Origin of the sequence: Kitasatospora sp. NPDC094028 (assembly GCF_049543595.1) — a bacterium.
In the GTDB taxonomy this organism is placed as follows: Bacteria; Actinomycetota; Actinomycetes; order Streptomycetales; family Streptomycetaceae; genus Kitasatospora.
In genome coordinates this window covers 43,134-68,445 of record NZ_JBMVFA010000009.1, presented here as the reverse complement: position 1 = coordinate 68,445, position 25,312 = coordinate 43,134, and the positions used below count along the sequence as shown (strand labels likewise).

20 protein-coding genes are annotated in these 25,312 nt (G+C 73.8%); 13 read left to right on the top strand and 7 right to left on the bottom strand.

The genetic code is table 11. The features are described 5' to 3' along the window. Positions 1 to 72: 72 nt before the first annotated feature. From ACPC54_RS16310 to ACPC54_RS16285, 6 genes are all read right to left on the bottom strand, one after another. A complete protein-coding gene (locus ACPC54_RS16310) occupies positions 73 to 576 on the bottom strand; it encodes a MaoC family dehydratase (protein ID WP_030059972.1) in 504 nt (167 codons plus the stop codon). 4 nt (positions 577 to 580) lie between these two features. Beyond that, complete coding sequence (locus ACPC54_RS16305) at positions 581 to 1,543, bottom strand: HpcH/HpaI aldolase/citrate lyase family protein (RefSeq protein WP_498965450.1); 963 nt, start codon at positions 1,541 to 1,543, stop codon at positions 581 to 583. 42 nt (positions 1,544 to 1,585) lie between these two features. Beyond that, a complete protein-coding gene (locus tag ACPC54_RS16300) occupies positions 1,586 to 3,616 on the bottom strand; it encodes a protein meaA (RefSeq protein ID WP_498965449.1) in 2,031 nt (676 codons plus the stop codon). A gap of 10 nt (positions 3,617 to 3,626) precedes the next feature. Next, positions 3,627 to 4,964, bottom strand: a complete 1,338-nt coding sequence (ccrA, locus tag ACPC54_RS16295) for a crotonyl-CoA carboxylase/reductase (RefSeq protein ID WP_498965448.1) — start codon at positions 4,962 to 4,964, stop codon at positions 3,627 to 3,629. Positions 4,965 to 5,347: 383 nt separating this feature from the next. Then, complete coding sequence (locus ACPC54_RS16290; RefSeq protein WP_498965447.1) at positions 5,348 to 6,268, bottom strand: TetR family transcriptional regulator; 921 nt, start codon at positions 6,266 to 6,268, stop codon at positions 5,348 to 5,350. Positions 6,269 to 6,435: 167 nt separating this feature from the next. Continuing rightward, positions 6,436 to 8,211 carry a 3-hydroxyacyl-CoA dehydrogenase family protein gene (locus tag ACPC54_RS16285; protein ID WP_498965446.1) on the bottom strand — a complete coding sequence of 592 codons (1,776 nt, stop codon included), beginning with the start codon at positions 8,209 to 8,211 and terminating at the stop codon, positions 6,436 to 6,438. Between the two features lie 524 nt (positions 8,212 to 8,735). On the opposite strand from ACPC54_RS16285, the gene ACPC54_RS16280 reads away from it, so the two are divergent. The 4 genes from ACPC54_RS16280 to ACPC54_RS16265 all read left to right on the top strand — a co-directional run bounded on the left by ACPC54_RS16280 (position 8,736) and on the right by ACPC54_RS16265 (position 13,547). Beyond that, the gene (locus ACPC54_RS16280; protein WP_498965445.1) at positions 8,736 to 10,190 is read left to right on the top strand and encodes a type I glutamate--ammonia ligase; all 1,455 of its coding nucleotides are present in this window, start codon (positions 8,736 to 8,738) and stop codon (positions 10,188 to 10,190) included. A gap of 3 nt (positions 10,191 to 10,193) precedes the next feature. Next, positions 10,194 to 11,324 (top strand): amidohydrolase family protein, encoded by a 1,131-nt coding sequence (locus ACPC54_RS16275; protein ID WP_498965444.1) that lies wholly within the window; start codon positions 10,194 to 10,196, stop codon positions 11,322 to 11,324. 237 nt (positions 11,325 to 11,561) lie between these two features. Further along, positions 11,562 to 13,052, top strand: a complete 1,491-nt coding sequence (locus ACPC54_RS16270) for a S8 family peptidase (RefSeq protein WP_498965443.1) — start codon at positions 11,562 to 11,564, stop codon at positions 13,050 to 13,052. Between the two features lie 174 nt (positions 13,053 to 13,226). Continuing rightward, the gene (locus tag ACPC54_RS16265; protein WP_498965442.1) at positions 13,227 to 13,547 is read left to right on the top strand and encodes a hypothetical protein; all 321 of its coding nucleotides are present in this window, start codon (positions 13,227 to 13,229) and stop codon (positions 13,545 to 13,547) included. 19 nt (positions 13,548 to 13,566) lie between these two features. Here the strand turns inward: ACPC54_RS16265 and ACPC54_RS16260 are convergent, their stop codons facing one another. After that, entirely contained in the window at positions 13,567 to 14,463 is an 897-nt protein-coding gene (locus ACPC54_RS16260) for a HipA family kinase (RefSeq protein WP_498965441.1), read from the bottom strand. A gap of 100 nt (positions 14,464 to 14,563) precedes the next feature. Here ACPC54_RS16260 and ACPC54_RS16255 point away from each other — a divergent pair, with 100 nt between their 5' ends. From ACPC54_RS16255 to ACPC54_RS16215, 9 genes are all read left to right on the top strand, one after another. Next, a complete protein-coding gene (locus ACPC54_RS16255; protein WP_498965440.1) occupies positions 14,564 to 15,004 on the top strand; it encodes an SRPBCC family protein in 441 nt (146 codons plus the stop codon). A 173-nt stretch (positions 15,005 to 15,177) separates the two neighbouring features. After that, positions 15,178 to 16,332, top strand: a complete 1,155-nt coding sequence (locus ACPC54_RS16250; protein ID WP_498965439.1) for a glycosyltransferase — start codon at positions 15,178 to 15,180, stop codon at positions 16,330 to 16,332. 380 nt (positions 16,333 to 16,712) lie between these two features. Beyond that, entirely contained in the window at positions 16,713 to 18,236 is a 1,524-nt protein-coding gene (locus ACPC54_RS16245) for a sugar transferase (protein ID WP_498965438.1), read from the top strand. Between the two features lie 5 nt (positions 18,237 to 18,241). Beyond that, positions 18,242 to 19,555, top strand: a complete 1,314-nt coding sequence (locus ACPC54_RS16240) for an O-antigen ligase family protein (RefSeq protein WP_498965437.1) — start codon at positions 18,242 to 18,244, stop codon at positions 19,553 to 19,555. Continuing rightward, positions 19,552 to 21,324, top strand: coding sequence for a lipid II flippase MurJ (locus ACPC54_RS16235; RefSeq protein ID WP_498965436.1), 1,773 nt, complete (start codon positions 19,552 to 19,554; stop codon positions 21,322 to 21,324). Before ACPC54_RS16240 ends, ACPC54_RS16235 begins: the two co-directional genes overlap by 4 nt. Further along, positions 21,314 to 22,156 carry a polysaccharide deacetylase family protein gene (locus ACPC54_RS16230; RefSeq protein WP_498965435.1) on the top strand — a complete coding sequence of 281 codons (843 nt, stop codon included), beginning with the start codon at positions 21,314 to 21,316 and terminating at the stop codon, positions 22,154 to 22,156. Before ACPC54_RS16235 ends, ACPC54_RS16230 begins: the two co-directional genes overlap by 11 nt. Beyond that, the gene (locus tag ACPC54_RS16225; RefSeq protein WP_498965434.1) at positions 22,153 to 23,268 is read left to right on the top strand and encodes a glycosyltransferase; all 1,116 of its coding nucleotides are present in this window, start codon (positions 22,153 to 22,155) and stop codon (positions 23,266 to 23,268) included. Before ACPC54_RS16230 ends, ACPC54_RS16225 begins: the two co-directional genes overlap by 4 nt. Before the next feature lie 46 nt (positions 23,269 to 23,314). Beyond that, entirely contained in the window at positions 23,315 to 24,142 is an 828-nt protein-coding gene (locus ACPC54_RS16220; RefSeq protein ID WP_498965433.1) for a Wzz/FepE/Etk N-terminal domain-containing protein, read from the top strand. Next, on the top strand, positions 24,139 to 25,308 hold the full coding sequence (locus tag ACPC54_RS16215) for a GNAT family N-acetyltransferase (RefSeq protein WP_498965432.1): 1,170 nt from the start codon (positions 24,139 to 24,141) through the stop codon (positions 25,306 to 25,308). The genes ACPC54_RS16220 and ACPC54_RS16215 overlap by 4 nt, the downstream gene beginning before the upstream one ends. Positions 25,309 to 25,312 lie beyond the last annotated feature (4 nt).

Here is a 25,312-nt window from a genome sequence, read left to right as displayed (position 1 = left end):
AGGGCCCCCGTTCCGGGTGGGGGTCGGCCGATGACGGCGGCCTCCCCGTCCGGGGTCTTGAGGGGAAAGGGGTCAGGAGAGCGGGGTCGGGCGCCCGGGCTGCTCGCCGCCGCGCTCCTTGATGTACGTCTCGGTCGGCACCATCACCTTGCGGCGGAAGATGCAGACGACCGTGCCGTCCTGCTTGTACCCCTTGGTCTCGACGTACACGATGCCCCGGTCGTCCTTGGACTTGGACGGCCACTTGTCGAGCACGGTGGTCTCGCCGTAGATGGTGTCGCCGTGGAAGGTCGGTGCGATGTGCCGCAGCGACTCGATCTCCAGGTTGGCGATCGCCTTGCCCGAGACGTCCGGGACGGACATGCCGAGCAGCAGCGAGTAGATGTAGTTGCCGACGACGACGTTCTTGCCGAAGTCCGTCGTCTTCTCCGCATAGTTGGTGTCCATGTGGAGCGGGTGGTGGTTCATGGTGAGCAGGCAGAACAGGTGGTCGTCGTACTCGGTGACCGTCTTGCCGGGCCAGTGCTTGTAGACCGCGCCGACCTCGAACTCCTCGTAGGTGCGTCCGAACTGCATGGCCTTACGCCTCCGGGATCTCGAACTTGGTGGTGCGCTCCATGCCGGCGGCGCGGCCCTTGCCGGCGATGACCAGGGCCATCTTGCGGCTGGCCTCGTCGATCATCTCGTCGCCGAGCATCGCGGAGCCCTTGGCGCCGCCCGCCTCGGAGGTGCAGTAGTCGTACGCGTCGAGGATCAGCTCGGCGTGGTCGTAGTCCTCCTGCGAGGGCGAGTAGATCTCGTTCGCGGCGGCGACCTGGTCCGGGTGCAGCACCCACTTGCCGTCGAAGCCGAGCGCGGCGGAACGGCCGGCGACCTCGCGGTAGCCCTCCTGGTTGCGGATCTGCAGGTACGGGCCGTCGATCGCCTGCAGGTCGTTGGCGCGGGCGGCCATCAGGATGCGCATCAGGATGTAGTGGTAGGCGTCGGCGTTGTAGCCGGGCGGCTGCTCGCCGACCACCAGGGACTTCATGTTGATCGAGGCCATGAAGTCGGCCGGGCCGAAGATGATCGTCTCCAGCCGGGGCGAGGCCTCGGCGATGGCGTCGACGTTGATCAGGCCCTTGGCGTTCTCGATCTGCGCCTCGATGCCGATCTTGCCGACCTCGAAGCCCATGGTCTTCTCGATCTGGGTGAGGAGGAGGTCGAGCGCCTTGACCTGCTCGGCGTCCTGGACCTTCGGCAGCATGATGCAGTCGAGGTTGGGGCCGGCGCCCTCGACCACGGTGATCACGTCGCGGTAGGTCCAGTGCGTGGTCCAGTCGTTGACGCGGACGACGCGGGTCTTGTTGCCCCAGTCGCCGTTGTTGAGGGCGTCGACGATGTTGTGGCGGGCGCTCTCCTTGACCAGCGGGGCGCAGGCGTCCTCCAGGTCGAGGAAGACCTGGTCGGCCGGCAGGCCCTGGGCCTTCTCCAGGAAGCGCGGGTTGCTGCCCGGTACGGCGAGGCAGGAGCGGCGCGGGCGCAGTCGGTTGACAGAAGTCATCGGAGTTGAGGGTTCCTTCCCAGTGGTCAGCTGGTCAGCTGGTCAGTTCGTGGCCGCGGTCGGTGCGGGCGTCCACGGCTGGAGCTTGTTGGCCAGCCGGATCTCGTCCACGATCCGGCCGATGATGGTGGTGATGCCGAAGTCCTTCGGGGTGAACACGGCAGCGACGCCGGCGGCCTTGAGGGCCTCGCCGTCCGCTGCCGGGATGATGCCACCCACGATCACCGGAACATCCTCCACCCCGGCCCGGCGCAACCGCTTCAGCACGTCGGGGACGAGCTCGGCGTGCGCGCCGGAGAGGATGGACAGGCCCACGCAGTGCACGTCCTCCGCGACGGCGGCGGAGACGATCTGCTCCGGGGTGAGCCGGATGCCCTGGTAGACCACCTCGAACCCGGCGTCGCGGGCCCGGACGGCGATCTGCTCGGCGCCGTTGGAGTGCCCGTCCAGGCCGGGCTTGCCGACCAGCAGGCGCAGCTTCCCGGCGCCCAGCTCCTCGGCGGTGGCGGCCACCGCGTCGCGGACCTGGGCGAGTTCGCCGCCGGGCTCGGCGGGCACGGCCACCGGGGCGCCGCCGACGCCGGTGGGCGCCCGGTACTCGCCGAACACCTCGCGCAGGGCGAAGGACCACTCGCCGGTGGTGACGCCGGCGCGGGCGCAGGCGAGGGTGGCCGGCATCAGGTTGGCGTCGGTGGCGGCGACGGCCTTGAGCTCGGCGAGCGCCTGCTGGGCGGCGGCCTCGTCACGGCTGCCGCGCCAGGCCTCCAGGGCGGCGAGCACGGACTGCTCGGAGGCCGGGTCGACCACCATGATCGCGGTGTCGAGGTCGGCCGTGAGCGGGCTGTCCTCGGTGGTGTCGAAGCAGTTGACGCCGATGATCTTGTCCTCGCCGGACTCGATCCGGGCCCGGCGGGCGGCGTGCGAGGCGACCAGGTTGGACTTCAGGTAGCCGGACTCGACGGCCGGGATGACGCCGCCCATCTCCAGCACCTTGGCGATCTCCGCCTCGGCGCCGGTCAGCAGGTCGGCGGTCTTGGCCTCGATGACCTCGGAGCCGTTGAAGATGTCGCCGTACTCCAGCAGGTCCGACTCGTACGCCAGCACCTGCTGGATGCGCAGCGACCACTGCTGGTCCCACGGCCGGGGCAGGCCCAACGCCTCGTTCCAGGCCGGGAGTTGGACGGCGCGGGCGCGGGCGTCCTTGGACAGCGTGACGGCCAGCATCTCCAGCACGATCCGCTGGACGTTGTTCTCCGGCTGGGCCTCGGTCAGACCGAGCGAGTTGACCTGCACGCCGTAGCGGAAGCGCCGCCGCTTCGGGTCGGTGACGCCGTAGCGCTCCCGGGTCACCTTCTCCCAGAGCCGGCCGAAGGCGCGCATCTTGCACATCTCCTCGACGAAGCGCACGCCGGCGTTCACGAAGAAGGAGATCCGGGCGACCACCTCGCCCATCCGCTCGGCCGGCACCTGGCCGGAGTCGCGGACGGCGTCGAGCACCGAGATCGCGGTGCACATCGAGTAGGCGATCTCCTGGACGGGCGTCGCCCCGGCCTCCTGCAGGTGGTAGCTGCAGATGTTGATCGGGTTCCACTTCGGGATGTTGCCGACCGTGTAGGCGATCATGTCGGTGATCAGGCGCACCGAGGGGCCGGGCGGGAAGACGTGCGTCCCGCGCGACAGGTACTCCTTGACGATGTCGTTCTGGGTGGTGCCGGTCAGCTTGGCGATGTCCGCGCCCTGCTCCTCGGCGACCACCTGGTAGAGCGCCAGCAGCCACATCGCGGTGGCGTTGATCGTCATGGAGGTGTTGGTCTGTTCGAGCGGGATGCCGTCGAACAGGGTGCGCATGTCGCCGACGTGCCCGACCGGGACACCGACCCGGCCCACCTCGCCGCGGGCGAGGATGTGGTCGGAGTCGTAGCCGGTCTGGGTCGGCAGGTCGAAGGCGACGGACAGGCCGGTCTGGCCCTTCGCAAGGTTCCGCCGGTAGAGCGCGTTGGAGTCGCTCGCGGTGGAGTGCCCGGCGTAGGTCCGCATCAGCCAGGGGCGGTCGCGCTTCTGTGGCTCAGTCATCTGGTCCGTCTCACACGTTCCGGAAGCGGTTGATGGCGTCGATGTGCTGGGCACGGAACTCGGCGTTGCGCACGCCCAGGCCCTCCTCGGGGGCCAGGCAGAGCACGCCGACCTTGCCCTGGTGCTTGTTGTGGTGCACGTCAAGGGCGGCCTGGCCGGTCTCCTCCAGCGAGTAGACCTTGGACACGGTCGGGTGGATCTTGCCCTTGGCGATCAGGCGGTTGGCCTCGAACGCCTCGCGGTAGTTGGCGAAGTGCGAGCCGACGATGCGCTTGAGCGACATCCACAGGTAGCGGTTGTCGTACTGGTGCATGTAGCCGGAGGTGGAGGCGCAGGTGACGATGGTGCCGCCCTTGCGGGTGACGTACACCGAGGCGCCGAAGGTCTCCCGGCCCGGGTGCTCGAAGACGATGTCGACGTCCTCGCCGCCGGTGAACTCGCGGATCCTGGCGCCGAGGCGCTTCCACTCCCGCGGGTCCTGGTTGTTCTCGTCCTTCCAGAACTTGTAGCCCTCGGCGGAGCGGTCGATGATCGCCTCGGCGCCCATGGCCCGGCAGATCTCGGCCTTCTGGTCGTTGGAGACCACGCAGATCGGGGTGGCGCCGCCGGCCAGCGCGTACTGGGTGGCGTACGAGCCGAGGCCGCCGCTGGCGCCCCAGATCAGCACGTTGTCGCCCTGCTTCATGCCGGCGCCGTTGCGCGAGACCAGCTGGCGGTACGCGGTGGAGTTGACCAGGCCCGGGGAGGCGGCCTCCTCCCAGGTGAGGTGCTTGGGCTTGGGCAGCAGCTGGTTGGTCTTCACCAGGGCGAGCTGGGCCAGGCCGCCGAAGTTGGTCTCGAAGCCCCAGATGCGCTGCTCCGGGTCCATCATCGTGTCGTTGTGGCCGTCCGGGGACTCCAGCTCGACCGAGAGGCAGTGCGCGACGACCTCGTCGCCGGGCTTCCAGGCGTTGACCCCGGCGCCGGTGCGCAGCACCACGCCCGCGAGGTCGGAACCGACGACGTGGTACGGCAGGTCGTGGCGCTTGGTGAGCGGCGACAGCCGGCCGTACCGCTCCAGGAAGCCGAAGGTGGAGACCGGCTCGAAGATCGAGCTCCACACGGTGTTGTAGTTCACCGCGCTGGCCATGACGGCCACCAGGGCCTCGCCGGGGCCGAGTTCGGGCAGGGCCACCTCGTCGAGGTGGAGCGACTTGCGCGGGTCCTTGTCGCGGCTGTCGAGGCCGGCGAACATCTGCTCCTCGTCCTTGTGGAGCGTCACGGCCCGGTAGGACTCGGGGAGCTTGATGGCCGCGAAGTCCGCCGACGTGGCGTCGGTGCTGAGGATCGCGTCGAGGATTTCCTGCATGGCTGCCTCCGAAGGCGTACCTGTGCGAGGGACACAGGGCGTCTGGGGGAGCCGGGAGCGGACACCGGCTTCGTTGGGACGATGGTTGGTGGGCTGGTCAGTTCTGGTGCCCGGGGTGGAGCGGGCGGGTACTGGCACTGCTCCCGGGGTGTGGGAACGCCGGACGACGGCGCGCCGAGGTGGGGAGCCGCGGCGCCGCGACTGGTGAGTAACAAGGTAGTGGCACCCTGTGCCAGGCGTAAAGACACCGGGTGTCACGAATTTCGACGCCCCGGAAAGGCGCCGAACGGCGTGCGACGCGCGTCGCACGGGCATCCGAAAGGCCCGCGCCGACTGTTCGGCGCGGGCCTTGGATGCCGCTCTGACCTGCTCTTATTTAGGGCTCAGGACTCCCGTGCGCCGCTCAGTGCGGCCCGGATGCTGTCCACCACCACGTCCAGCGGAGCGTCCGTCCGGGCGACTGTGATGAGCACCTCACCTCCAGGACTGGCACTCAGTGCGCTTTCCGCCACCGCGTCCCCGAAGGTCCCATTGGCACCCGGTGCCACCACGGAGCCGCGGCGTCTGGCACCCGGCGCGCTGGCCGCCCAGAAGGTCCGCCGGATCACCTCGAAGGAGTGGTCCAGCTGCGCCTCCACGTCCCCCCGGCCGCCGGCCCGCAGCCAGCGCCGCAGCACGTGGTTGTGCGCCGCGACGACCGCCGCCGCCGACACCTCGGCCAGCATCGAGTCGTCCTCGCCGCCGATCTGCCAACCGGTCGGGATCGGCTCGCCGGTGTCGAAGCGGCCCAGCAGGTAGCGGGTGAACAGCCGCTCGTAGCGGGCCACCACGGCGATCTCCCGCTCGCGCAGCGCCGGGACCTGCCGGATCAGCTGGTACCGCGCCACCGACACCCCCGGCGTGGAGGCGTACATCCGCAGCACCTCCTTGATGCCGCGGCAGACCACGTCCAGCGGGTGCTCCTCCGGCTCGGCGCTGGCCAGTAGGTCGGCCACCCGGATCAGGGTGTCGTCGTGGTCCGGGAAGATCGCCTCCTCCTTCGACCGGAAGTACCGGAAGAAGGTGCGCCGGGCGACCCCGGCGGCGGCCGCGATCTGGTCGACCGTGGTCTCCTCGTAGCCCTGCGAGGCGAACAGGTCCATCGCGGCCGTGGCCAGGTCCTGGCGCATCTGCTGGCGCTGGGCCGCCGCCCGGCGGCTGCCGGGCCCGCCGTCCGGTCCACTGCCCCCGGTCGCGGAGGCCGTGCGGTCGCCGCCGCGGGGGCCGACGGGGTGCTGCGGGGTGGCTGACTGAACCCGATCCATGCCCGGAACGCTACACGGCCCGGACGGCGGTGCCACGGCCCTTCCCCGCCGCACCGGCGCGACCGGGCCGGTCACGGCCGGGCGCGGCCAGCGCGCGGAAACCGTCCCCGGGGTCCAGCCGGGCCGGGCGCCGCCCTGCGACGGCGAGGCGCCGGCCGGTGGCGTGGTCATCGGCGCGCGTGGTCGCGGAAACCGCGGCCGGTCTTGCGGCCCAGGCAGCCGGCCGCGACCAGGTGCTCCAGCAGCGGCGCCGCGGCCAGGCCGGGCTCGCGGAACTCCTGGTGCAGCACCCGCTCGATGGCCAGCGAGACGTCCAGGCCGACCACGTCCAGCAGCTCGAACGGGCCCATCGGGTAGCCGCAGCCGAGCTTCATCGCGGTGTCGATGTCGTCCACCGTCGCGTAGTGCTCCTGCAGCATCCGCACCGCGTCGTTCAGGTAGGGGAACAGCAGCGCGTTGACGATGAAGCCGGCCCGGTCGCCGCACTCCACCGGGTGCTTGCGCACCTTCGCGGTCAGCTCCAGCACCGTCGCGGTGACGTCCGGCGCGGTCAGCACGGTGGACACCACCTCGACCAGCTTCATCGCCGGCGCCGGGTTGAAGAAGTGCATGCCGATCACGTCCTGCGGCCGCGAGGTGGCGGTCGCGCAGCTGATCACCGGCAGCGAGGAGGTGGTGGTGGCGAGCACCGCGCCCGGGCGGACGATCTTGTCCAGGGTGGCGAACAGCTCCCGCTTGACCGCCAGGTCCTCGGCGACGGCATCGACCACCAGGTCGACGTCCGCCAGCTCGGCGTACTGCCCGACCGGGGTCACCAGCGCCAGCGCGGCGTCCCGCTGCTCGGCGCTCATCCGGCCCTTGGCGACGGAGCGCTCCAGCGACCTGGCCAGCTGCGCCTTCGCCAGGTCCGCCTTCTCCTGGCTGCGGGCGGCCAGCAGCACCGGATGCCCGGCCTTGGCGAACACCTCGACGATGCCGGTCGCCATCGTGCCCGAGCCGCAGACGCCGACCGTGCGCACCTCGCGGCCCGGCACCTTCGGCCGGGCCGGGCCGGTCGCCGCGTCCACCGGCCTGGACGAGCCCGGCGCCTCGTACGCGTAGAAGCCGCGCCCGGTCTTGCGGCCCAGCAGCCCGGCCGCGACCAGCTGGCCGAGGATCGGCGCGGGCGCGTGCAGGCGGTCCCGGGACTGCTCGTACATGGCCTCCAGCACGGTGCGCGCGGTGTCGATGCCGATCAGGTCGAGCAGCGCCAGCGGGCCCATCGGCAGGCCGCAGCCGAGCCGCATCGCGGCGTCGATGTCCTCCCGGGAGGCGTACTTGGACTCGTACATCGCGGCGGCCTGGTTCAGGTACGCGAACAGCAGGCCGTTCACCACGAAGCCGGCCCGGTCGCCCGCCGCCACCGGCTCCTTGCCCAGGTCGCGGGCGAACGCGGCGGCGTCCTCGGCGGTCTGCGGGGCGGTCAGCACCGTGCGGACCACCTCGACCAGCTTCATGCTGTGCACCGGGTTGAAGAAGTGCAGGCCCAGCACCCGCTCCGGGCGGGCGGTGGCGGCGGCGATCCGGGTCACCGAGAGCGCGGTGGTGCCGGTGGCCAGCACGGTGGACGGCGGGCAGATCCGGTCCAGCTCGGCGAAGACCTCGCGCTTCAGCTCCAGCTGCTCGGGCACCTCCTCGATCACCAGGTCGGCCTCGGCGGCGGCCGCCAGTTCGTGCCCGACGGTGATCCGGGCCAGCAGCGCGGTGCGCTCCTCGGCGGTGATCCGCTCCCGGTCGACGGCGTGCGCGGTCGCCTCCTCGATCCGGGCCAGGGCCCGGGCGGCGGAGTCCTCGCCGGCCTCGATGCCGATCACCCGGCGGCCGCTCTTGGCGACGGCCACCGCGACACCGGCACCCATCGTGCCGAGGCCGACGACGGCGACCGTGGGGAAGGGACGCTCCATGTCCTGACTCCTAGTCATGAAGGGCCCGCGCGTGCTCCGGCGGACGGCCGGCGCACCCGTCGACGAGAACGCCGTCGACGGGCACGGGAACACGGCCGCCGCCGGAGGAGGGTTCACGCGCGGGGGGCTGGGGAGATGACGGGGTTGCGGCGCACCCGCGCGGCGGCCGGTCCGCTCCGGCCGTACAGGGGGGTGTGCCGTGCTGTTCAGGCGCTCAGGTGTGCGGGAAGCGACGCTGATACGAGAACGGGGATCCGGTCGGCCGCCGATCGCGGCACCGGCCGGTGAAGACGCACCGCGCGAGCGCCGTGGACGCACGGCGACGCGGACCCCGCCGGTGCGGCTCCCGAAGCCCGGCGGTGGTGCGTGCGGCCACTGTAGCGAAGCTACTGACCAGTAGGAAGGGGTCCCACCTGGAAAATCATGGTCTGTTCCCCGAACGGGTGAACGGGTGGACGGTCGTCCGTTTGGACCACTCGATAGGGGAGTTACCGAACCCGGGCGAGCGGGGCAGCATGGGTGACATGACCACCGGAACGAGCACCGGGACCGTCGCCCGGGCCGCCGACCCCGCACCCGGGGCGACCGCGAACGCCGCCGCCGCGGCCGCCGTCGCCCTGCCCCCGCGCGCCGAGCGCGCGGCCCGGGCCGACGCGGCCGCCGACCGGCTGCGCACCTCCGCCGTCGAGGCGATCGCCCTCACCTGGATCGACAACGCGGGCATCGCCCGGGTCAAGGCCGTCCCGCTCGGCGGCCTGCGGCACGCCGCCGAGTGGGGCGTCGGCGCCGCGCCCTGCTTCGACGTCTTCCTCGCCGACGACGCGATCACTACCAGCGCCCACATCGGCGGCCCCACCGGGGACCTGCGGCTCTACCCCGACCTCGACCGGGTCGTCCCGCTGGCCGCCCAGCCCGGCTGGGCCTGGGCTCCCGCCGACCGCTACACCCAGGCCGGCGAGCCGCACCCCGGCTGCCAGCGGCTGTTCGCCCGCCGGATGGAGGCCGCCGCGGCCGCGCGCGGCCTGAGCCTCAAGGCCGGTATCGAGGTCGAGTGGGTGGTCGCCCTCGCCGGGAGCCCGGCGGAGGAGCCGGTCTACCCCACGCACGGCCCGGCGTACGGGATGCACCGGCTCACCGACCTCTCCGACTACCTGCGCGACGTCCTGCGCGCCCTCGGCGAGCAGGGGCTGACCGTCCTGCAGGTCCACCCCGAGTACGCCCCGGGCCAGTTCGAGGTCTCGGTCGCCCCCGAGGGCCCGGTCGCCGCCGCCGACACCTCCGTGCTCGTCCGGCACACCGTCCGGGCCGTCTCCGCCGCGCACGGCCTGCGGGCCTCCTTCGCCCCCGTGGTCGAGGCCGGCTCGGTCGGAAACGGCGGGCACCTGCACCTCAGCCTCTGGCGCGACGGCCGCAACCTCGGCCACGGCGGCCCCGGCCCGCACGGCCTCACCGCCGAGGCCGAGGCCTTCCTCGCCGGGGTGCTCGACGCCCTGCCCGAACTGCTGGTGCTGGGCTGCTCCAGCCCCGCCGGGTACCTGCGGCTGGTGCCCCAGCACTGGGCCGGCGCCTACCGGTGCTGGGGCCTGGAGAACCGCGAGGCCGCGCTGCGCCTGGTCACCGGCTCCACCGAGGAGCGGGCCGCCGCGGCCAACGCCGAGGTCAAGTGCTTCGACGCCAGCGCCAATCCGTACCTGGCGGTCGGTGGCGTGCTCGCCGCCGGCCTCGCCGGGCTGGACGGCCCCCGCGCCCTGCCGCCGGAGCTGACCGGCGACCCGGCCGAGGCACCGCCCGGCACCGTCCCCCGGCTGCCGCGGAGCGCGGCCGAGGCACTGGCCGCGTACGAGCGCTCGGCGGTGCTCCGCGAGGCGCTGGGCGAGCCGCTGTACGAGGCGGTGCGCGCGGTGCGCCGGGCCGAGGCCGAGCAGTACGCGGCGGCCGCGCCCGAGGAGGTGGCCGCGGCCACCCGCTGGCGGTACTGAGCGGTGAGCCCCGACCGGTCAGCCGGGCTCGCCGTCGCGCTGGTCGACCACCACTGCCACGGCGTGGTCGCGGCCGAGCTCGCCGACGACGCCCTGGCCGGGCTGCTCACCGAGTCCGACCGGCCGCCCGCGCCGGGCTGTTCACCCTTCGACAGCGCGCTCGGTCTGGCCGTCCGGCGCTGGTGCCCGCCCGCGCTCGGCCTGCCCGCGCACACCCCGGCCGCCGAGTACCTGGCCCGGCGCCGGGAGTTGGGCGCCGCCGAGGCCACCCGCCGGCTGCTCGCGGCCGCCCGGCTGGACACCTGCCTGGTCGACACCGGCCTCACCGCCGCGGCCGGGCACGCCCTGCTGCCGCCGAGCGAACTCGCCGAGGCGGCGGGCGCGCTGGTGCGCGAGGTGGTCCGGCTCGAAACGGTCGCCGAGGAGGTGCCGAGCGGCGCCGGGGACTGGCCGCGGGCCGTCGCCGGGGCGCTGGCGGCCGCCGCCACCGGGGCCGTCGCGATGAAGTCGGTGATCGCCTACCGGCACGGCCTGGCCGTGCCCGCCGAACGGCCCGGCCGCGCCGCCGTGGTGGCCGCGGCCGGTGCCCGCCTGCGCGCCGGGCACACCCAGCTGACCGACCCGGTGCTGCTGCACCACCTGCTCTGGACGGCCGTGGACGTCTGCGCCGAGCTGCGCCTGCCGCTGCAGCTGCACACCGGCTTCGGCGACCCCGATCTCGTCCTGCACCGCGCCGACCCGTCCCTGTTGGCCGATTTCGTACGGGCCGCCGAGCCCAGCGGCGTCCCGCTGGTGCTGCTGCACGGCTACCCGTACCACCGGCAGGCCGGCTGGCTGGCCCAGGCCTTCCCGACGGTCCACACCGATCTCGGGCTGACCGCCTCCTACGCCGGGCCCCGGGTCGCGGCGGTGCTGGGGGAGATGCTGGAACTCGTACCGTTCGGCAAGCTGTTGTTCTCCACCGACGCCTACGGGCTGCCCGAATTGTTCCTGGTCGGGGCCGAACAGTTCCGGCACGGCCTGGGCTCGGTGCTGGCCGACTGGCAGGCGGACGGCGCCTGTTCGGCCGCGGACGCCCGCCGGATCGCCGAGCGGATCGCGGCCGACAACGCGCGTCGGCTGTACGCCCTCTAGCGCGTCCCGGCCGGTGCCGGAGCCCGCACCGGCTCGTCGGCGAACCATCACTGTTTAACAATCTTCTTTTCTGTTGCGTCTGTTGACCTGCGAACTTCCCTGGGGTGCTCATGGTCAAGATGTGACGATTAGATGACTACCTCTTGCGCTTATAAGCCAATCTTCATTAGCGTCCCGGTCATTCCCTGTGCACCTGCACCGCAGCTGCCGCATGACGACTCGGGAGGGCCTACCCCTATGAGAGTTCCTCGGATCAGCCGGACCCGGTACGCGGCGGTGGGCCTCGTGCTCGCCACCGCCGGCGCCCTCGCGCTGCCGGCCGGCAACGCCGTCGCGGCCCCCACGGGCGACACGACGACCGGTCCGCTGCTCAGCTACGTCGTCAACACCAAGGCCAACCACGGCCAGGTGCAGAAGGTCGAGCAGGCCGTCAAGGGCCTCGGCGGCACGGTGGTCTCCTCGTACGAGCAGATCGGCGTCGTCATCGCCCGCTCGAACGACACCAAGTTCGCCGAGAAGCTCCGCCTCGCCAAGGGCGTCGAATCGGTCGGTGCCAGCCGCACCAAGGGCATCACCGCCGCCGACCAGGGCAAGGCCGAGGTCGCCGAGGCCCCGACCGGCGCCAACGCCGCCGCCCCCGGCCAGGAGCCGTACGAGCCCAACCAGTGGGACATGCGCCAGATCGGCGTCGACAAGGCGCACAAGATCTCGCTCGGCAGCCGTTCCGTCACGGTCGGCGTGCTGGACTCCGGCATCGACGCCACCCACGAGGACCTGGCCGCCAACGTGGACGCCTCGCAGTCGGTCTCCTGCATCGACGGCAGGACGAACACCGACTGGAAGGCGTGGCAGCCGACCACCAGCGACCACGGCACCCACGTCGCCGGCACCATCGCCGCCGCCAAGAACGGCAAGGGCGTCGTCGGTATCGCCCCGAACGTGAAGCTGGCCGCGGTCAAGGTCGTCGACGACGCGGGCATGATCTACCCCGAGAACGCGATCTGCGGTTTCGTCTGGGCCGGTGAGCACGGCTTCAAGGTGACGAACAACAGCTACTACGTCGACCCGTGGATGTTCAACTGCGAGAACGACAAGGACCAGGCCGCGATCACGGCCGCCGTCCGCAAGGCCGTCGCCTTCTCGCAGCGCAAGGGTGTCCTCAACGTCGCCGCGGCGGGCAACGAGAACATCGACCTGGCGCACAAGACCGTTGACGTCTCCAGCCCGGACGACACCACCCCCGGCACCCGCCCGGTCACCAACGACTGCCTGTCGCTGCCGACCGAGCTGCCCGGTGTCATCGCCGTCTCCTCAGTGGGCGTCAAGGGTGACAAGGCCTACTACTCCAGCTACGGCAAGGGCGTCGTCACCGTCGCCGCGCCGGGTGGCGACAAGCGCTACCAGATCCCGGACACCCCGGACAAGGACGGCCGCATCCTGTCCACCATCCCGGGCAACAAGTACGGCTACATGCAGGGCACTTCGATGGCCACCCCGCACGTCACCGGCGTGGTCGCGCTGCTCGCCAGCACCTTCCCGTGGGCGAGCCCGGACGAGCTGACCGAGCTGCTGACCAACCAGGCCGAGTCCCACGCCTGCCCGACCGGCGAGTTCAACCCGGGCGGCACCGGCCAGTGGAAGGCCACCTGCGAGGGCGGCGCGGACGACAACGGCTTCTACGGCGCGGGCATCATCAACGCCGAGAAGGCGGTCCAGTGGTGGCGCTGACGCTCTGACGTGCTGACGCGCTGACCACGGCGACACCTGAACACTGAGGCGGGGAGCGGGGCCCATCGGGTCCCGCTCCCCGCCCGGTTTTGAGTACGGGTACTCAGGCCCGGGCCGCGGCCGCCGGACAGGATGAATCCGTCCCCAACGGAGTCGTCACAGGAGTCGATCGTCATGGCACAGACCCTTCCCGGCAAGCGGAACCCGCTCGGGCTCGCCCTGGGCGTGGGCCAACTGCTGCTCGCCGCACCGATGTTGGCGACGCTCGCGACCGGCGGCCTGGTGATCGCGGTGATGGGGATGGCCGCCGGCTCCTCGGCGGTCGTGGCCGTGCCCGCCGCCCTGGTGATGCTCCTGGGCCCGCTGCTCGGCTTGCTCCTGGCGTTCCTGGTCACCCGGGTGTCCGGGCTCCCCCGCAGCGTGGCGTTCCCGGTGGTCAGCTTCGGACTGCTGCTCGGCACCGCGATCGAGTACGTCGCGATCCTCCAGCGCTAGGGCCCGTCTTGGAAGGCGATCACTCGTCGAAGTGGTGCTCCCAGACCGTCTCCACCGAGGGCTTGCCGTGCAGGTCCGGCACCTCCTGGAGCCAGGCCGGCCGCCCGGCCCTGGTCCGGGCCGCGCGCCGCAGTTCGGCCTCGCGCAGCTGCTCGGGGGTGGCGAAGCCCTCCGGCAGCCACTGCTCGGAGAGCACCGCGCGGGCCGCCAGGTGGGTCACGTAGGCGTGCCGGACGGCGTCCGCGGAGTCGAAGCCGGGCTCGTCGGCCAGCCACTCGTCCGGGACGAGCGCCAGCACCTCCTCCAGCAGCGGGACGGTGACCAGCGGCCCGAGGTCCTCGTCGGCCAGCCGGACGTCAGGGGCCGAGGCGCCCAGCGCGTGCGCGCTCAGGTCGTAGCGCTTGCCCACCGCCGCCTCGGCGGTGGCCCAGCGGTGGTGGAAGATCAGTGCGGCGCCGTTGTCGATCAGCCAGACCCGCCCGTGCCAGACCACCAGGTTGGGGTTGTGCACCGTGCGGTCGACGTTACCGGTGAGCGCGTCCAGCCAGACCACCCGCCCGGCCTCCGCCGAGTCCACCGGGACCATCCCCGGCCGGTAGTCCCGCGCCCCGGGCAGCAGGTCCATCCCGAGATTGAGGCCGCCGCTGGCCTTGAGCATGTCCTGGATCTCGGCGTCCGGCTCGTCCGCCGCCACCACCGGGTCGAACTCGACCAGCCGCAGCTCCGGCACCCGCAGCCCCAGCCGCCGGGCCAGCTCCCCGACGATCACCTCGGCCACCAGCGCCTTGCGGCCCTGCGCGGCCCCGGTGAACTTGACCACGTACGTGCCCAGGTCGTCGGTCTCCACCACACCGGGCACCGAGCCGCCGGCGCGCAGCGGATCGACGTAGCGCACTGCTGTCACCTGATCGAGCACACCGGCCACCCTACCCGCCGCGTCACGGGCCGACCGCTGTGATTGGCTTGCCGCAGAGCGGTACGGACAGCGGTACCCACCACACGAGGAGTGCAAGGCCATGGGACAGGTGCAGGCCACCACCGAGCGGACGTACGACGCCGCTCCGGAGCGGGTGTACGAGGCGCTGGCCGACTACCAGGTGACCCGCCCGAAGCTGCTGCCCGCGCAGTACAGCGAGTACGAGGTCCGGGTCGGCGGCACCGGCGCCGGCACCCAGGTGCACTGGCGGCTGCAGGCCACCGAGAAGCGGGTGCGCGACTGCCTGTTCACCGTGTCGGCGCCGAAGCCCGACCAGCTGGTGGAGACGGACGCCAACTCCAGCATGGTGATCACCTGGACGGTCGCGGCGGCGGGCGAGGGCCGCACCAAGGTCACCGTCACCGCGACCTGGCAGGGCGCGACCGGCATCGGCGGCTTCTTCGAGCGCACCTTCGCGCCGAAGGGCCTGAACCGCATCCACGACCAGGTGCTCGCGAACCTGGCCGCCGAGGTCCGCTGAGGTCCTCCCGGGTGCACCCGGGCCCGATCGGCGGGCACCGTCCGGTCGCTCGGGAATTCGATTGATCCGCCCACCCGTACGAACCGAAAGCCGTACGGGTGGACGGCCCGCCACCTCCGGGTGACGAGGGCGGCCCGGCACGGGGGAGCGACCCTAGGCTCGCCGCCGTGCATATGACGATCCTTCACGTTTCGCAGCCGGTGGACGGCGGAGTCGCCCGCGTCGTCGTCGACCTGGTCCGGGGCCAGCGGGAGGCCGGCCACCGGGTGCTGGTCGCCTGTCCGCGCGGCGGCCGGCTGGCCGCGGAGGCCGGTGCGGTCGGCGCGCTGGTCCGCGACTGGCCCGCCGACCGCTCCCCGGGCCCGGCCACCGCCGCCGAGGCCTGGCGGCTGCGCCGGATCGTCCGGGCCGCCGGCCCCGACGTGGTCCACCTGCACAGCGCCAAGGCCGGGCTGGCCGGCCGGCTGGCCGTGCGCGGCGCGGTGCCGACCGTCTTCCAGCCGCACGCCTGGTCCTTCGCCGCCGTGGACGGCGCGCTGGCCGCCGCCACCCTGCGCTGGGAGCGCTTCGCGACCCGCTGGGCGCACCGCCTGCTGTGCGTCAGCGTCCAGGAGCGGGCGGACGGCGTGGCCGCCGGGGTGCACGCCGACTGGGCGGTGGTGCCCAACGGTGTGGACGTGCGCCACTACTCGCCCGCCGACCGCCGGGCCGCCCGGATCGCGCTCGGCCTGGACCTGGACGCCCCGCTCGCGGTCTGCGTGGGCCGGCTGTGCCGGCAGAAGGGGCAGGACGTGCTGCTGGCCGCCTGGCCGGAGGTGCTGCGCCGGGTGCCGCAGGCCCGGCTGGCGCTGGTCGGCGGAGGGCCGGACGAGCAGCGGATCGCGGAGCTGGTCCGGGAGACGGCCGAGCCCTCCCGGGTCCGGCTGGTCGGGGACGTGCCGGATCCGCGCCCGTGGCTGGCGGCGGCCGATCTGGTGGTGCTGCCCTCGCGCTGGGAGGGCATGGCGCTGGCCCCGCTGGAGGCGATGGCGGCGGCCCGTCCGGTGCTGCTGACGGACGTGCCGGGTGCGCGGGAGTGCCTGCCCCCGGCCGAACGGGCGCAATCGGTCGTCCGCGCGGAGGATCCGGACGCCCTGGCCACCCGAATGGCCGAGGCGCTGTCCGATTCGATCGAGTGCGAGCGGCGCGGCGCCCGGCTGCGCGAGCACGTGTCGGCGCGGCACGATGTACGAACCGTGGTCGAACAGGTGGACGGCCTGTACCGCCATCTGCTGGGGGCCGGCCCGGCGGCCGGGCGGCGTCGGGCCCGTGTCCCGGAGCGGATCTGATCGTTTCACATGCCGTGAATGCCCGCCGCCGCGGCGCGGTCCTATTCGCACCCGCAACCGGATTTTCGGGCGGGGTGGCAAATCAGAAATACCTATTAATGGGCGGCTGGAATGAAACGGCAAGTCAACTTCCGGCCTGTCAGGTTCGGTTCGGTATTGTCTGATTTTGCCTGCTTCATTTCGATTTCACGCCGGGAATTCGCGATCGAGTCAATCGCGACCGAGTCCGCCGCGACCGCCGCCCTCGCGAGCAAACCGAAAGCCGCCAGCGGCAGCAGGTGCAGTCAGGACCGCGCCCACCGGGCCGGGACGGCCGCCCCCCGCCATCCGGTGCCGGGGCGCCGTCGCCCCGGGCACACAGCAGGGGAGTTCGTGCGCTGATGACCATTGACCACGACAGTGTGCCGCGACCCGGCGGGCCCCTGACGGGCCCGCACCGGCCGGGCACCGGGCTGCTCGACCGTCCGGCGAGGTCCGCGCAGACCCGCGCGGTACCCGCCCCCCACAGCCACCGGCGCCCCGTCCGCTCCCGCCTCGCCCTGCCGCTCACCCTGATCCAGGTCGACGCGATCGCGCTGTGCGCCGCCACCGGCATCGCCAACCGGGCCGTCGACCCGGCCACCCCGCTCGCGCCACTGCTCGGCGTCGCCGCCGTCCTGCCCCTGCTGCTCCTGCTCAACCTCGCCGGCGGCCTCTACCGCACCCGGCTGACCCTGTCCGTCCTCGACGAACTGCCCGCACTGGCCGGCCGCGCCGTGGTCGCCACCGCCTTCGCCGTCACCCTGGCCGGCTGTCTGGACGGGCGCTGGCCCGACTGCGGCCCGGCCACCCCGGCCCGGCTCACCGTCCTGCTCGGCGCCCAGCTGCTCATCGCCGCCCTCGGCCGCGGCTTCCTCTACCACCTCGTCCGGCGGATCCGCCGCGGCCGGCCCAGCCCCGTCCTGGTCCTCGGCGCCGGGCGGCTCGGCCGCAAGGTCGCCGCCGCCCTCCGCGAGCACCGCGAGTACGGGATGCGCCCGGTCGGCTTCCTCGACGCCGACCCGCCGCTGCTGGCCGGCGACACCGACCTGCCCGTCCTCGGCGGCCGCGAGGTGCTGGAGCGCGAGGTCCGCCGGCACCGGATCCACCACGTGATCGCCACCGCCGGCGCCGCCGACGAGGCCGAGACCGCCGCCGCCCTGCGCGACGCCGCCCGGCTCGGCTGCCAGGTCTGGCTCGTCCCCGCGCTGCGCGAGTACGGCTCGCTGCCCACCGCCCCGATCGCCGGCGGCGACCACCTGTGGGGCTTCCCCTGCCTGCGGGTCGGCGGCCCCGCGCTGCAGCGCCCCGGCTGGGCCGCCAAACGGGCCCTGGACATCACCGCCGCCGCGTTCGGTCTGCTGCTGCTCGCCCCCGTGCTCGCCCTGTGCGCGCTCGCCGTCCGCTTCGACACCGGCTCCGGCGTGCTCTTCCGCCAGCAGCGCACCGGGCTGGACGGCCGGGTCTTCACCGTCCTCAAGTTCCGCACCCTGCGCCCCAGCAACGAGCACGAGTCCGCCACCCGCTGGAACATCTCCCAGGACCACCGGATGGGCACCGTCGGCCGGCTGCTGCGCAAGAGCTCGCTGGACGAGCTGCCCCAGCTGTGGAACGTGCTGTGCGGCGACATGAGCCTGGTCGGCCCGCGCCCCGAACGGCCGTACTTCGTCATGCGGTTCAGCCAGACCTACCCCGAGTACGCCGACCGCCACCGCGTCCCGGTCGGCCTCACCGGCCTCGCCCAGGTCAACGGCCTGCGCGGGGACACCTCCATCGAGGACCGGGCGCGCTTCGACAACCGCTACATCGAGAGCTGGAGCCTCTGGCAGGACGTCAAGATCCTGTGCCGCACGGCGGCGTTGATGCTCCACCCGGACGGGAGCTGACTCGCGTGGCCCTGACCCTTCCCGCCGTACCGCGTCGCCCGGCGTTACGGAAGACCCTCGCGGCGGCCGCCGACCGGCCCAGCCTGCTGGCCGCCGCGACCGTACTGCTGGTCTGCGTGCCCACCGGCGAGAAGGACGTCACGGCCGCCGTCCACGTCACCGCCGCCGACCTCGCCTCCCTGGCCCTGGTCGCGCTCACCGCGGTCAACCTGCTGCGCGGGCGGCTGCCCGCCCTCAGCCGCACCACCTGCGTGCTGTTCGGCGGGATCGTGGCCGCCGCCGCCGTCGCCACCGTCGGCTCGATCGACCCGGCCACCAGCGTCACCGGCTTCGTCCGGCTCACCCAGGTGTTCGTCCTGGTGCCCGCCTCGGTGCTGTGCTCGCTGCGCGACCGCACCGACCAGCGGCTCGTCCTCGGCTCCTTCGTGCTCGCCGCGCTGATCGAGGGCGCGGTCGGCGCCCACCAGTACCTCACCCGCACCGGCGCCTCGTACACCGGCCAGCCGATCCGCGCGATCGGCACCTTCGGCGCCCTCGACGTCATGGCGATGTCCACCGTGGTCAGCTACGGGCTGCTGGCCGCGCTCGCCCTCGGACTGGGCGAACGGGGGCCGGGGGGAGACCCCCGGTTGCGGCGGGCGATGTTCGGCGCCGCCGCCTTCCTGGCCTTCCCACTCGCCGTCTCGTTCAGCCGCGGCAGCTGGATCGCCACCGGCGTCGCCGCCACCGTGCTGCTGCTGCGCGCCGACGCCCGGCTGTTCGTCCGCGGCACCGTCCTCGGCCTCGCCGCCGCCGTCGTCCTGGTCGGCGGCCTCGGGCTCGGCGCCTCCGGCGTCACCGAACGGCTCAGCTCGATCGGCTCCGTCTCGGCCGCCCCCGACCAGTCCGTCTCCGACCGCTACGACCTGTGGGCCACCGCCGGCCGGATCTGGCAGGACCACCCCGTCCACGGCGCCGGCCCCAAGGCCTTCCCGCAACTGCGCGACAGCCACGCCCCGCTGCGGCTCTCCTCCGGCAGCGACGCCGCCGACCCCACCATGGGCTTCCAGCGCGAGCCGCTGCTCTCCCCGCACAACATGTACTTCCTGGTGCTCAGCGAGCAGGGCCTGATCGGCGTCACCGCCTACGCGACGCTCTTCCTCGGCCTGCTGCTCGGCTGCCTGCGCAACCGCCGGGGCTTCGGCCTGGCCGCGCTCGCCCTGCTCACCTGGGTGCTGGTGGACTTCCTGTACGCCGACATCGGCGGCACCACCACGGTGCTGACCTCGGTCGTCCTCGGCCTCGCCGCCAGGGCCCGTGTCCGCGAGGTGACCCGGTGACCGCCGACCGGCCGACCGCCCTCGCCGCCCCGTTCCCGGCCCCGCGCAGCGCCCCCGAACCGCCCCCCGGGCCAGGCCCGGCGCCCCGCGGCGGCTTCCTCGCCAAGGCCTTCGGCATCACCGCCGTGCTCAGCGCCGCCGGCTCCGGCCTCGGCCTGCTGCGCGACCTGCTGCTCGCCCGCTACTTCGGCGCCAACCAGGGCACCGACGCCTTCCTGGTCGCCTGGACCGTCCCGGAGACGGCCGCCCCGCTGCTGATCGAGGACGCCATGTCCTTCATCATGCTGCCCGCCTTCGCGCTCGCCCTGGTGCTGCGCGAGGAGGACCCGGACGCCCCCGACCCGGTCCGCCAGGTGGTCCGGGCCACCCTGCCCTGGCTGCTGATCGCGCTCAGCGGCCTCGCCCTGGCCGTCGCCCTCGGCGCACCGCAGCTGGTCGAACTGCTCGCCCCCGGCCTGACCGACCCGGGCCTGGCCGTCACCTGCACCCGGATCACCGCGATCACCGTGCTGCCCTTCGGCGTGGCCGGCTACCTCGCCGCCGCGCTGCGCGCCCACCACCGCTTCACCGCCCCGGCCGGCATCTACGTCGCCTACAACCTCGGCATCCTCGGCGTCCTGCTGGCCGGCCACGCGTTCCTGGGCGTGCGCTCCGCCGCCCTCGGCGTCGCGCTCGGCAGCCTGCTGATGGCCGGCCTGCTGGTCGGCCCGTTCCTGCGCGGGCTGCGCGAGGGCGCCGCCGGCGCCGGCCGCGGCCGGCGCCCCGCCCGCCCGGCCCTGGTGCTGATGCCGCTCGCGCTGCTGCCGGTCGCCTCCTTCACGCTGACCCGCCAGTCGCAGGTCTTCGTCGAGCGCTACCTCGGCTCGGCGCTGCCGCCCGGCACCATCTCGCACCTCAACTACGCCGCCAAGGTCTCCCAGCTCGCCATGACGGCGGGCATCCTGATCTGCACCGTCACCTTCCCCCTGGTGGCCAGGGCGCTCGCCGCCGGCGACGTCACCGCAGCCCGCGACCGGGTCGAGAAGGACCTCGGCCAGGCGGCCGCCGTCGTGCTGCTCGGCACCTCCTTCCTGATGGCCTGCGCCCCCGCGGTGGTGTCGCTGCTGTTCCAGCGCGGCGCCTTCGGCCCGCGGGACACCGAGGCCACCGCCGAGGTCATCCGGGTCTACAGCTTCGGCCTGCCCGCCCAGGCGCTGATCGGCGTGATGATCCGGCCGTACTTCTCGCTGCGCCCGGTGGTGCGCCGCGCCGACGACCCGAGCGCCGGGGCGGGCGGCCGGCGGCTGCTCGACTGGTACCCGGTCGCCGCGATGCTGCTCGGCCTCGCCGTCACCGTCACGGTCGGCCTGCTCGCCACGCCGCGGTTCGGCGCCCTCGGCCTCGCCGCCGGGAACGCGGCGGGCATCACCGCCACCGCCGCGCTGCTGCTGCGCGGCCTGGTGCTGCGCGGCATCCCGCTGCGGCTGCGCCGGGTGCTCGGCGGGCACGCCCGGCTGGTGGCCGCGGCCGCCGGGGCCACCGTGCTCGGCGCGGCCGCCGCCGCCCTGGTCGACGACCCGCTGCTCGACACCCTCCTCGGCGGCCTCGCCGTGGTGGTGGCCTTCGCCGTCCTCGGCACCTGCCTCGGTGCCCGCGAGGTCCGCGGCCCCGTCCTCGCCGCCGTCCGTGCCGTCCGGCGCGTGCCGGCACCCGCCCCCGCGCTCGCCGCGGCGCCCGCTCCCAACCCGCCAACCGTCGCCGACGAAGGGAAGACCCCCCATGGACAGTGAACGGGGAACCGTCCGTTCGGCCCGGGCGGGCGTCACCAGCGCCCCACCGAACCGGGCGCGTCTGCCCAGGAGCCGCCGCCCGCTCGGCGAACCGACCGCCCCCGGCTCCGCCTCGCCGTGGATCCTGATGTACCACTCGGTCGCGGTCGAGAAGGAGGACCCGTACCGGCTCACCGTCAGTCCGGAGCGCTTCGCCGAGCAGATCGCCTGGCTGCACCGGCGCGGCCGGCGCGGCGTCTCGGTCCGCGAGCTGATGCGGGCCCGCGCCCTCGGCCGCGACGAGAATCTGGTCGGCCTGACCTTCGACGACGGCTACGCGGACTTCGCGCGGTACGCCGTACCGATCCTGCAGGCGTACGGCTTCACCGCCACCGCGTACGTGGTCGCCGACCTGCTCGGGCAGGACAACGGCTGGGACGCCGAGGGCCCGCGCAAGAAGCTGCTCACCGTCCCGGAGGTCACCGAACTCGCCGCCGCCGGCTGGGAGATCGGCTCGCACGGCCTCGGCCACCAGGCGCTGCCCGGCCTGCCCGCCGAGGCCCTGGAGGTCCAGGCCCGGGAGAGCCGGCGGCTGCTGGAGGAGGTCGTCGGCGGCCCGGTCACCGGCTTCTGCTACCCGTACGGCGCCGTCGACCTGCCCGCCACCCTGGCCGTACGGGAGGCCGGCTACGACTACGCCTGCGCCATCACGCACTCCCCGCTCACCGGCCGCTTCGCGCTGCCGCGCTGTTACGTCGGCGACCGCGACGGCGCCTGGCGGCTGCGTGCCAAACAGGGCCGCCACCGGCTGCGCGACACCCTGATCGAACTGCGGCGAAAGGCCGGGCGATGAGGGTCCTGCACATCGTCACCGGGCTCGCCTCCGGTGGCGCAGAACGCCAACTCCACCTGATGCTGCGGCACTTGCCCGCCCATCAGCAGTGCGAGGTGCTGGCCCTGACCAACCCCGGCACGGTCGCCGAAGCGCTGCGCGCGGACGGCGTGACCGTCCACCACCTCGGCATGCGCGGCAACCGCGACCTCGGCGCGCTGCCCCGGCTGGTCCGGCTGGTCCGGGCCGGCCGCTACGACCTGGTGCACACCCACCTCTACCGGGCGCAGCTGTACGGCCGGCTGGCCGCCCGGCTGGCCGGGGTACGCGCGGTGGTCTCCACCGAGCACTCGCTGCACGCCGGGGTGATCGAGGGCCGCCCGGTCACCCGCGGCGTCAAGGGCCTCTACCTGGCGGCCGAACGGCTCGGCAGCACCACCGTCGCCGTCTCCCGGCAGGTCGCCCAGACGCTGCACTCCTGGGGCGTCCCGCCCGCCCGGGTCGAGCTGATCCCGAACGGCATCGACGCCGCCCGGTTCCGCCGCCCGCCCGCGGAGCGGGCCGCCGTCCGCCGCCGGCTGCGGGCCGAACTCGGTCTGCCGGAACGGAGCTGGGTGGTCGGCGGGGTCGGCCGGCTGGTCCCCGGCAAGCGCTTCGAGGTGCTGGTCGAGGCGCTGGCCGAACTCGACCCGGCCGCCCGGCTGGTGCTGGTCGGCGAGGGCCCGGAACGGGCCGCGCTGGAGCACCGGGCGGTCGAACTCGGCATCCGGGACCGGCTGGTGCTCACCGGCGAGCGGGACGACGTGCCCGAGCTGCTGACCGTCATGGACGTGCTGGCCGCGCCCTCCACCGCGGAGACCTTCGGACTCGGCGCGCTGGAGGGCCTGGCCGCCGGGCTGCCGGTACGGCACAGCGCCTGCCCGGCACTCGACGAACTGCCGCCCAGCGCCGCCCCGCAGGCCCGCCGGATCCCCTCCGAGCCCGCCGCGTACGCCGCCGCGCTGCGGGACCTGCGGCACCTCGACGACCACACCGCCGACCCGCTGCCGCACCCGCCGGCGGTCGGCCACTACGACATCGCCCGGGTCGCCGCCGACCTGGGCGCCCTCTACGACCGGCTGGCCCGCGCTTGACCGCCCGCTGCCGGCACCGCCCTCGCATATCCAAGGAGCAACACCCATGACCACACCGCGCCGAAGCGCCCGCCGCCTGGTCCGCCGCTGGTGGCCGGTGGTGCTCGCGGTGCCGCTGGGCGCCGCCGCCGGCGCCGGGTACGCCGTCGTCTCGCACCCCTCGTACGCCGCCAGCGCCTACGTGCTCGTGGTGGCGCAGAACCCGGGCGAGGCCGCCACGGCGACCAACTTCGCCCAGGCGTACGGCCGGCTGGCGGGCCAGCCGCAGGTGCTGGCGGTGGCGGCCGCCGAGACCGGCCACAGCCGCGCCGACCTGGAGTCCCTGGTGCACGGCACGACCTCGCCGGACGCGCCGATGATCGAGATCACCGGCACCGGCACCCGGCCGCAGGAGGCCGCCCAGACCGCCGACGCGGTGGCCCGCGCGCTGGTCTCCTTCGCCAACACCAGCAGCCGGGACACCAACGTCCGGCTGGTGACGCTGGCCCCGGCGGCCGAGCCGGACAAGCCGACCACCCCCTCGGGCAAGCTGGACATCGCGGTCGGCGGCGCGGCCGGGCTGCTGCTCGGCGCGCTGGTGATGATGACCCGCCGCCGCTCCGGCGCCGACCCGGCCGAGGCCGTCGAGACGCCCGGGACGCCCGCGGCACCGGAGACGCAGACGGCGCCCGCCGCCGAGGCGCCGAGCACCCCGCGCCCGCGCGGCGAGGCGCGGCCCGCGCCGGCCGCGGCCGAGGAGGAGGCCGCGCCGGAACCCGCCGGGGCCGGGAAGGCCGCGGAGAAGCCGGCGGAGAAGCCCGCCGCGAAGGACGCCCCCAAGGCCGGGCCGAAGACCCCGGCCAAGGAGAAGACCACGGCCGGGAGCGGCCGATGAGCACCGGGACCCGCCGCGCGGGCCTGCCCGCCCAGCAGACCTCCGGTTCCACCGCGCCCGCCTGGACCACCGAGCTGCGCCGCGAGGACGACGCCCTGGACACCCTCGCCGAGGAGTGGGACGACCTGGCGGCCCGCTGCCGCACCGCCACCTTCTTCCAGGCCTCCGCCTGGCAGCGCTCCTGGTGGCACCACTACGGCAGCCCGGGCGCGCTGCGGGTGGTGCTGGTCCGCCGGGACGGCCGGCTGGTCGGTGCGGGCGCCTTCCGGCGGCGCGGCCTCCTCGGCGGCCTGACCGGCCTCGGCGCCGGGCTGGTCGACTACACCGACGTGCTGCTCGACGACGAGTACGCCGACCGGGCCGCCGCCGAACTCGCCGCCGCCCTCCCGGTCACCCGCCCCTGGCAGTTCCTGGAGCTGCGCGAGGTGCACCCGGAGGCGGCCGTGCAGCAGGTGTACGAGCACTGGCGCGGCCGCCGCCGCCGCTACCAGGACTCGCTCTGCCAGTACCTCCCGGGCGTCCCGATGGACCGGCTGCTCAAGCGGCTGCCCGGCAAGACCGCCCAGCGCAACCGGGTGAAGCTGCGCAAGATCGCCGAGGCCGGGGTGACGGTCCGCTCGACGCCGGTCGAGGAACTGCCGGAGGCGCTGGAGGGCCTGCTGCGGCTGCACTTCCTGCAGTGGCAGGACCGCGGCGTCACCCCCGAGCACCGCACCGAGCGCTTCGCCCGGCACCTGAACGAGTCCACCGCGGCCCTGGTCGCCGCCGGCAAGGCCGCCGTCCACCAGTTCCACCTGGACGGCCAGCTGGTCGCGGTGAACCTGCTGCTGCTCTGCCCGTCGTTCAGCGGGCTCTACCTGTACGGCGCGCACCCGATGCTGCGGGAGCGGCTGGACATCGCCGGGCTGCTGTTCAGCGCGGCGCTGGACGAGACGGTCGGCGCGGAGATCCCGGTGATAGGGCTGCTGCGCGGCCAGGAGCCGTACAAGCAGCGCTGGCGGCCCGATCGACTGCACAACCAGCGGCTGCTGCTGGGCCCCGCGGGGCTGGCGCCGGCGGCCGCCGTCCGGGCCGGCCTGGTGCGCGCCCGCCAGGTGGCGGTGCACCAGCTGCGGACCCGCTTCCCCCGGCTCAAGCAGGCCCTGCTGGCGCGCCGCCTCCGCTGATCCG

What these genes read in the sequence shown, in the direction of transcription:
- ACPC54_RS16215 (WP_498965432.1), top strand. Translation starts at nt 24,139, where the DNA reads ATGAGCACCGGGACCCGCCGCGCGGGCCTGCCCGCCCAGCAGACCTCC.
- ACPC54_RS16225 (WP_498965434.1), top strand. Translation starts at nt 22,153, where the DNA reads ATGAGGGTCCTGCACATCGTCACCGGGCTCGCCTCCGGTGGCGCAGAA.
- ACPC54_RS16245 (WP_498965438.1), top strand. Translation starts at nt 16,713, where the DNA reads ATGACCATTGACCACGACAGTGTGCCGCGACCCGGCGGGCCCCTGACG.
- ACPC54_RS16270 (WP_498965443.1), top strand. Translation starts at nt 11,562, where the DNA reads ATGAGAGTTCCTCGGATCAGCCGGACCCGGTACGCGGCGGTGGGCCTC.
- ACPC54_RS16280 (WP_498965445.1), top strand. Translation starts at nt 8,736, where the DNA reads ATGACCACCGGAACGAGCACCGGGACCGTCGCCCGGGCCGCCGACCCC.
- ACPC54_RS16220 (WP_498965433.1), top strand. Translation starts at nt 23,315, where the DNA reads ATGACCACACCGCGCCGAAGCGCCCGCCGCCTGGTCCGCCGCTGGTGG.
- ACPC54_RS16285 (WP_498965446.1), bottom strand. Translation starts at nt 8,211, where the DNA reads ATGGAGCGTCCCTTCCCCACGGTCGCCGTCGTCGGCCTCGGCACGATG.
- ACPC54_RS16305 (WP_498965450.1), bottom strand. Translation starts at nt 1,543, where the DNA reads ATGACTTCTGTCAACCGACTGCGCCCGCGCCGCTCCTGCCTCGCCGTA.
- ACPC54_RS16265 (WP_498965442.1), top strand. Translation starts at nt 13,227, where the DNA reads ATGGCACAGACCCTTCCCGGCAAGCGGAACCCGCTCGGGCTCGCCCTG.
- ACPC54_RS16290 (WP_498965447.1), bottom strand. Translation starts at nt 6,268, where the DNA reads ATGGATCGGGTTCAGTCAGCCACCCCGCAGCACCCCGTCGGCCCCCGC.
- ACPC54_RS16250 (WP_498965439.1), top strand. Translation starts at nt 15,178, where the DNA reads ATGACGATCCTTCACGTTTCGCAGCCGGTGGACGGCGGAGTCGCCCGC.
- ACPC54_RS16300 (WP_498965449.1), bottom strand. Translation starts at nt 3,616, where the DNA reads ATGACTGAGCCACAGAAGCGCGACCGCCCCTGGCTGATGCGGACCTAC.
- ccrA (WP_498965448.1), bottom strand. Translation starts at nt 4,964, where the DNA reads ATGCAGGAAATCCTCGACGCGATCCTCAGCACCGACGCCACGTCGGCG.
- ACPC54_RS16255 (WP_498965440.1), top strand. Translation starts at nt 14,564, where the DNA reads ATGGGACAGGTGCAGGCCACCACCGAGCGGACGTACGACGCCGCTCCG.
- ACPC54_RS16310 (WP_030059972.1), bottom strand. Translation starts at nt 576, where the DNA reads ATGCAGTTCGGACGCACCTACGAGGAGTTCGAGGTCGGCGCGGTCTAC.
- ACPC54_RS16230 (WP_498965435.1), top strand. Translation starts at nt 21,314, where the DNA reads ATGGACAGTGAACGGGGAACCGTCCGTTCGGCCCGGGCGGGCGTCACC.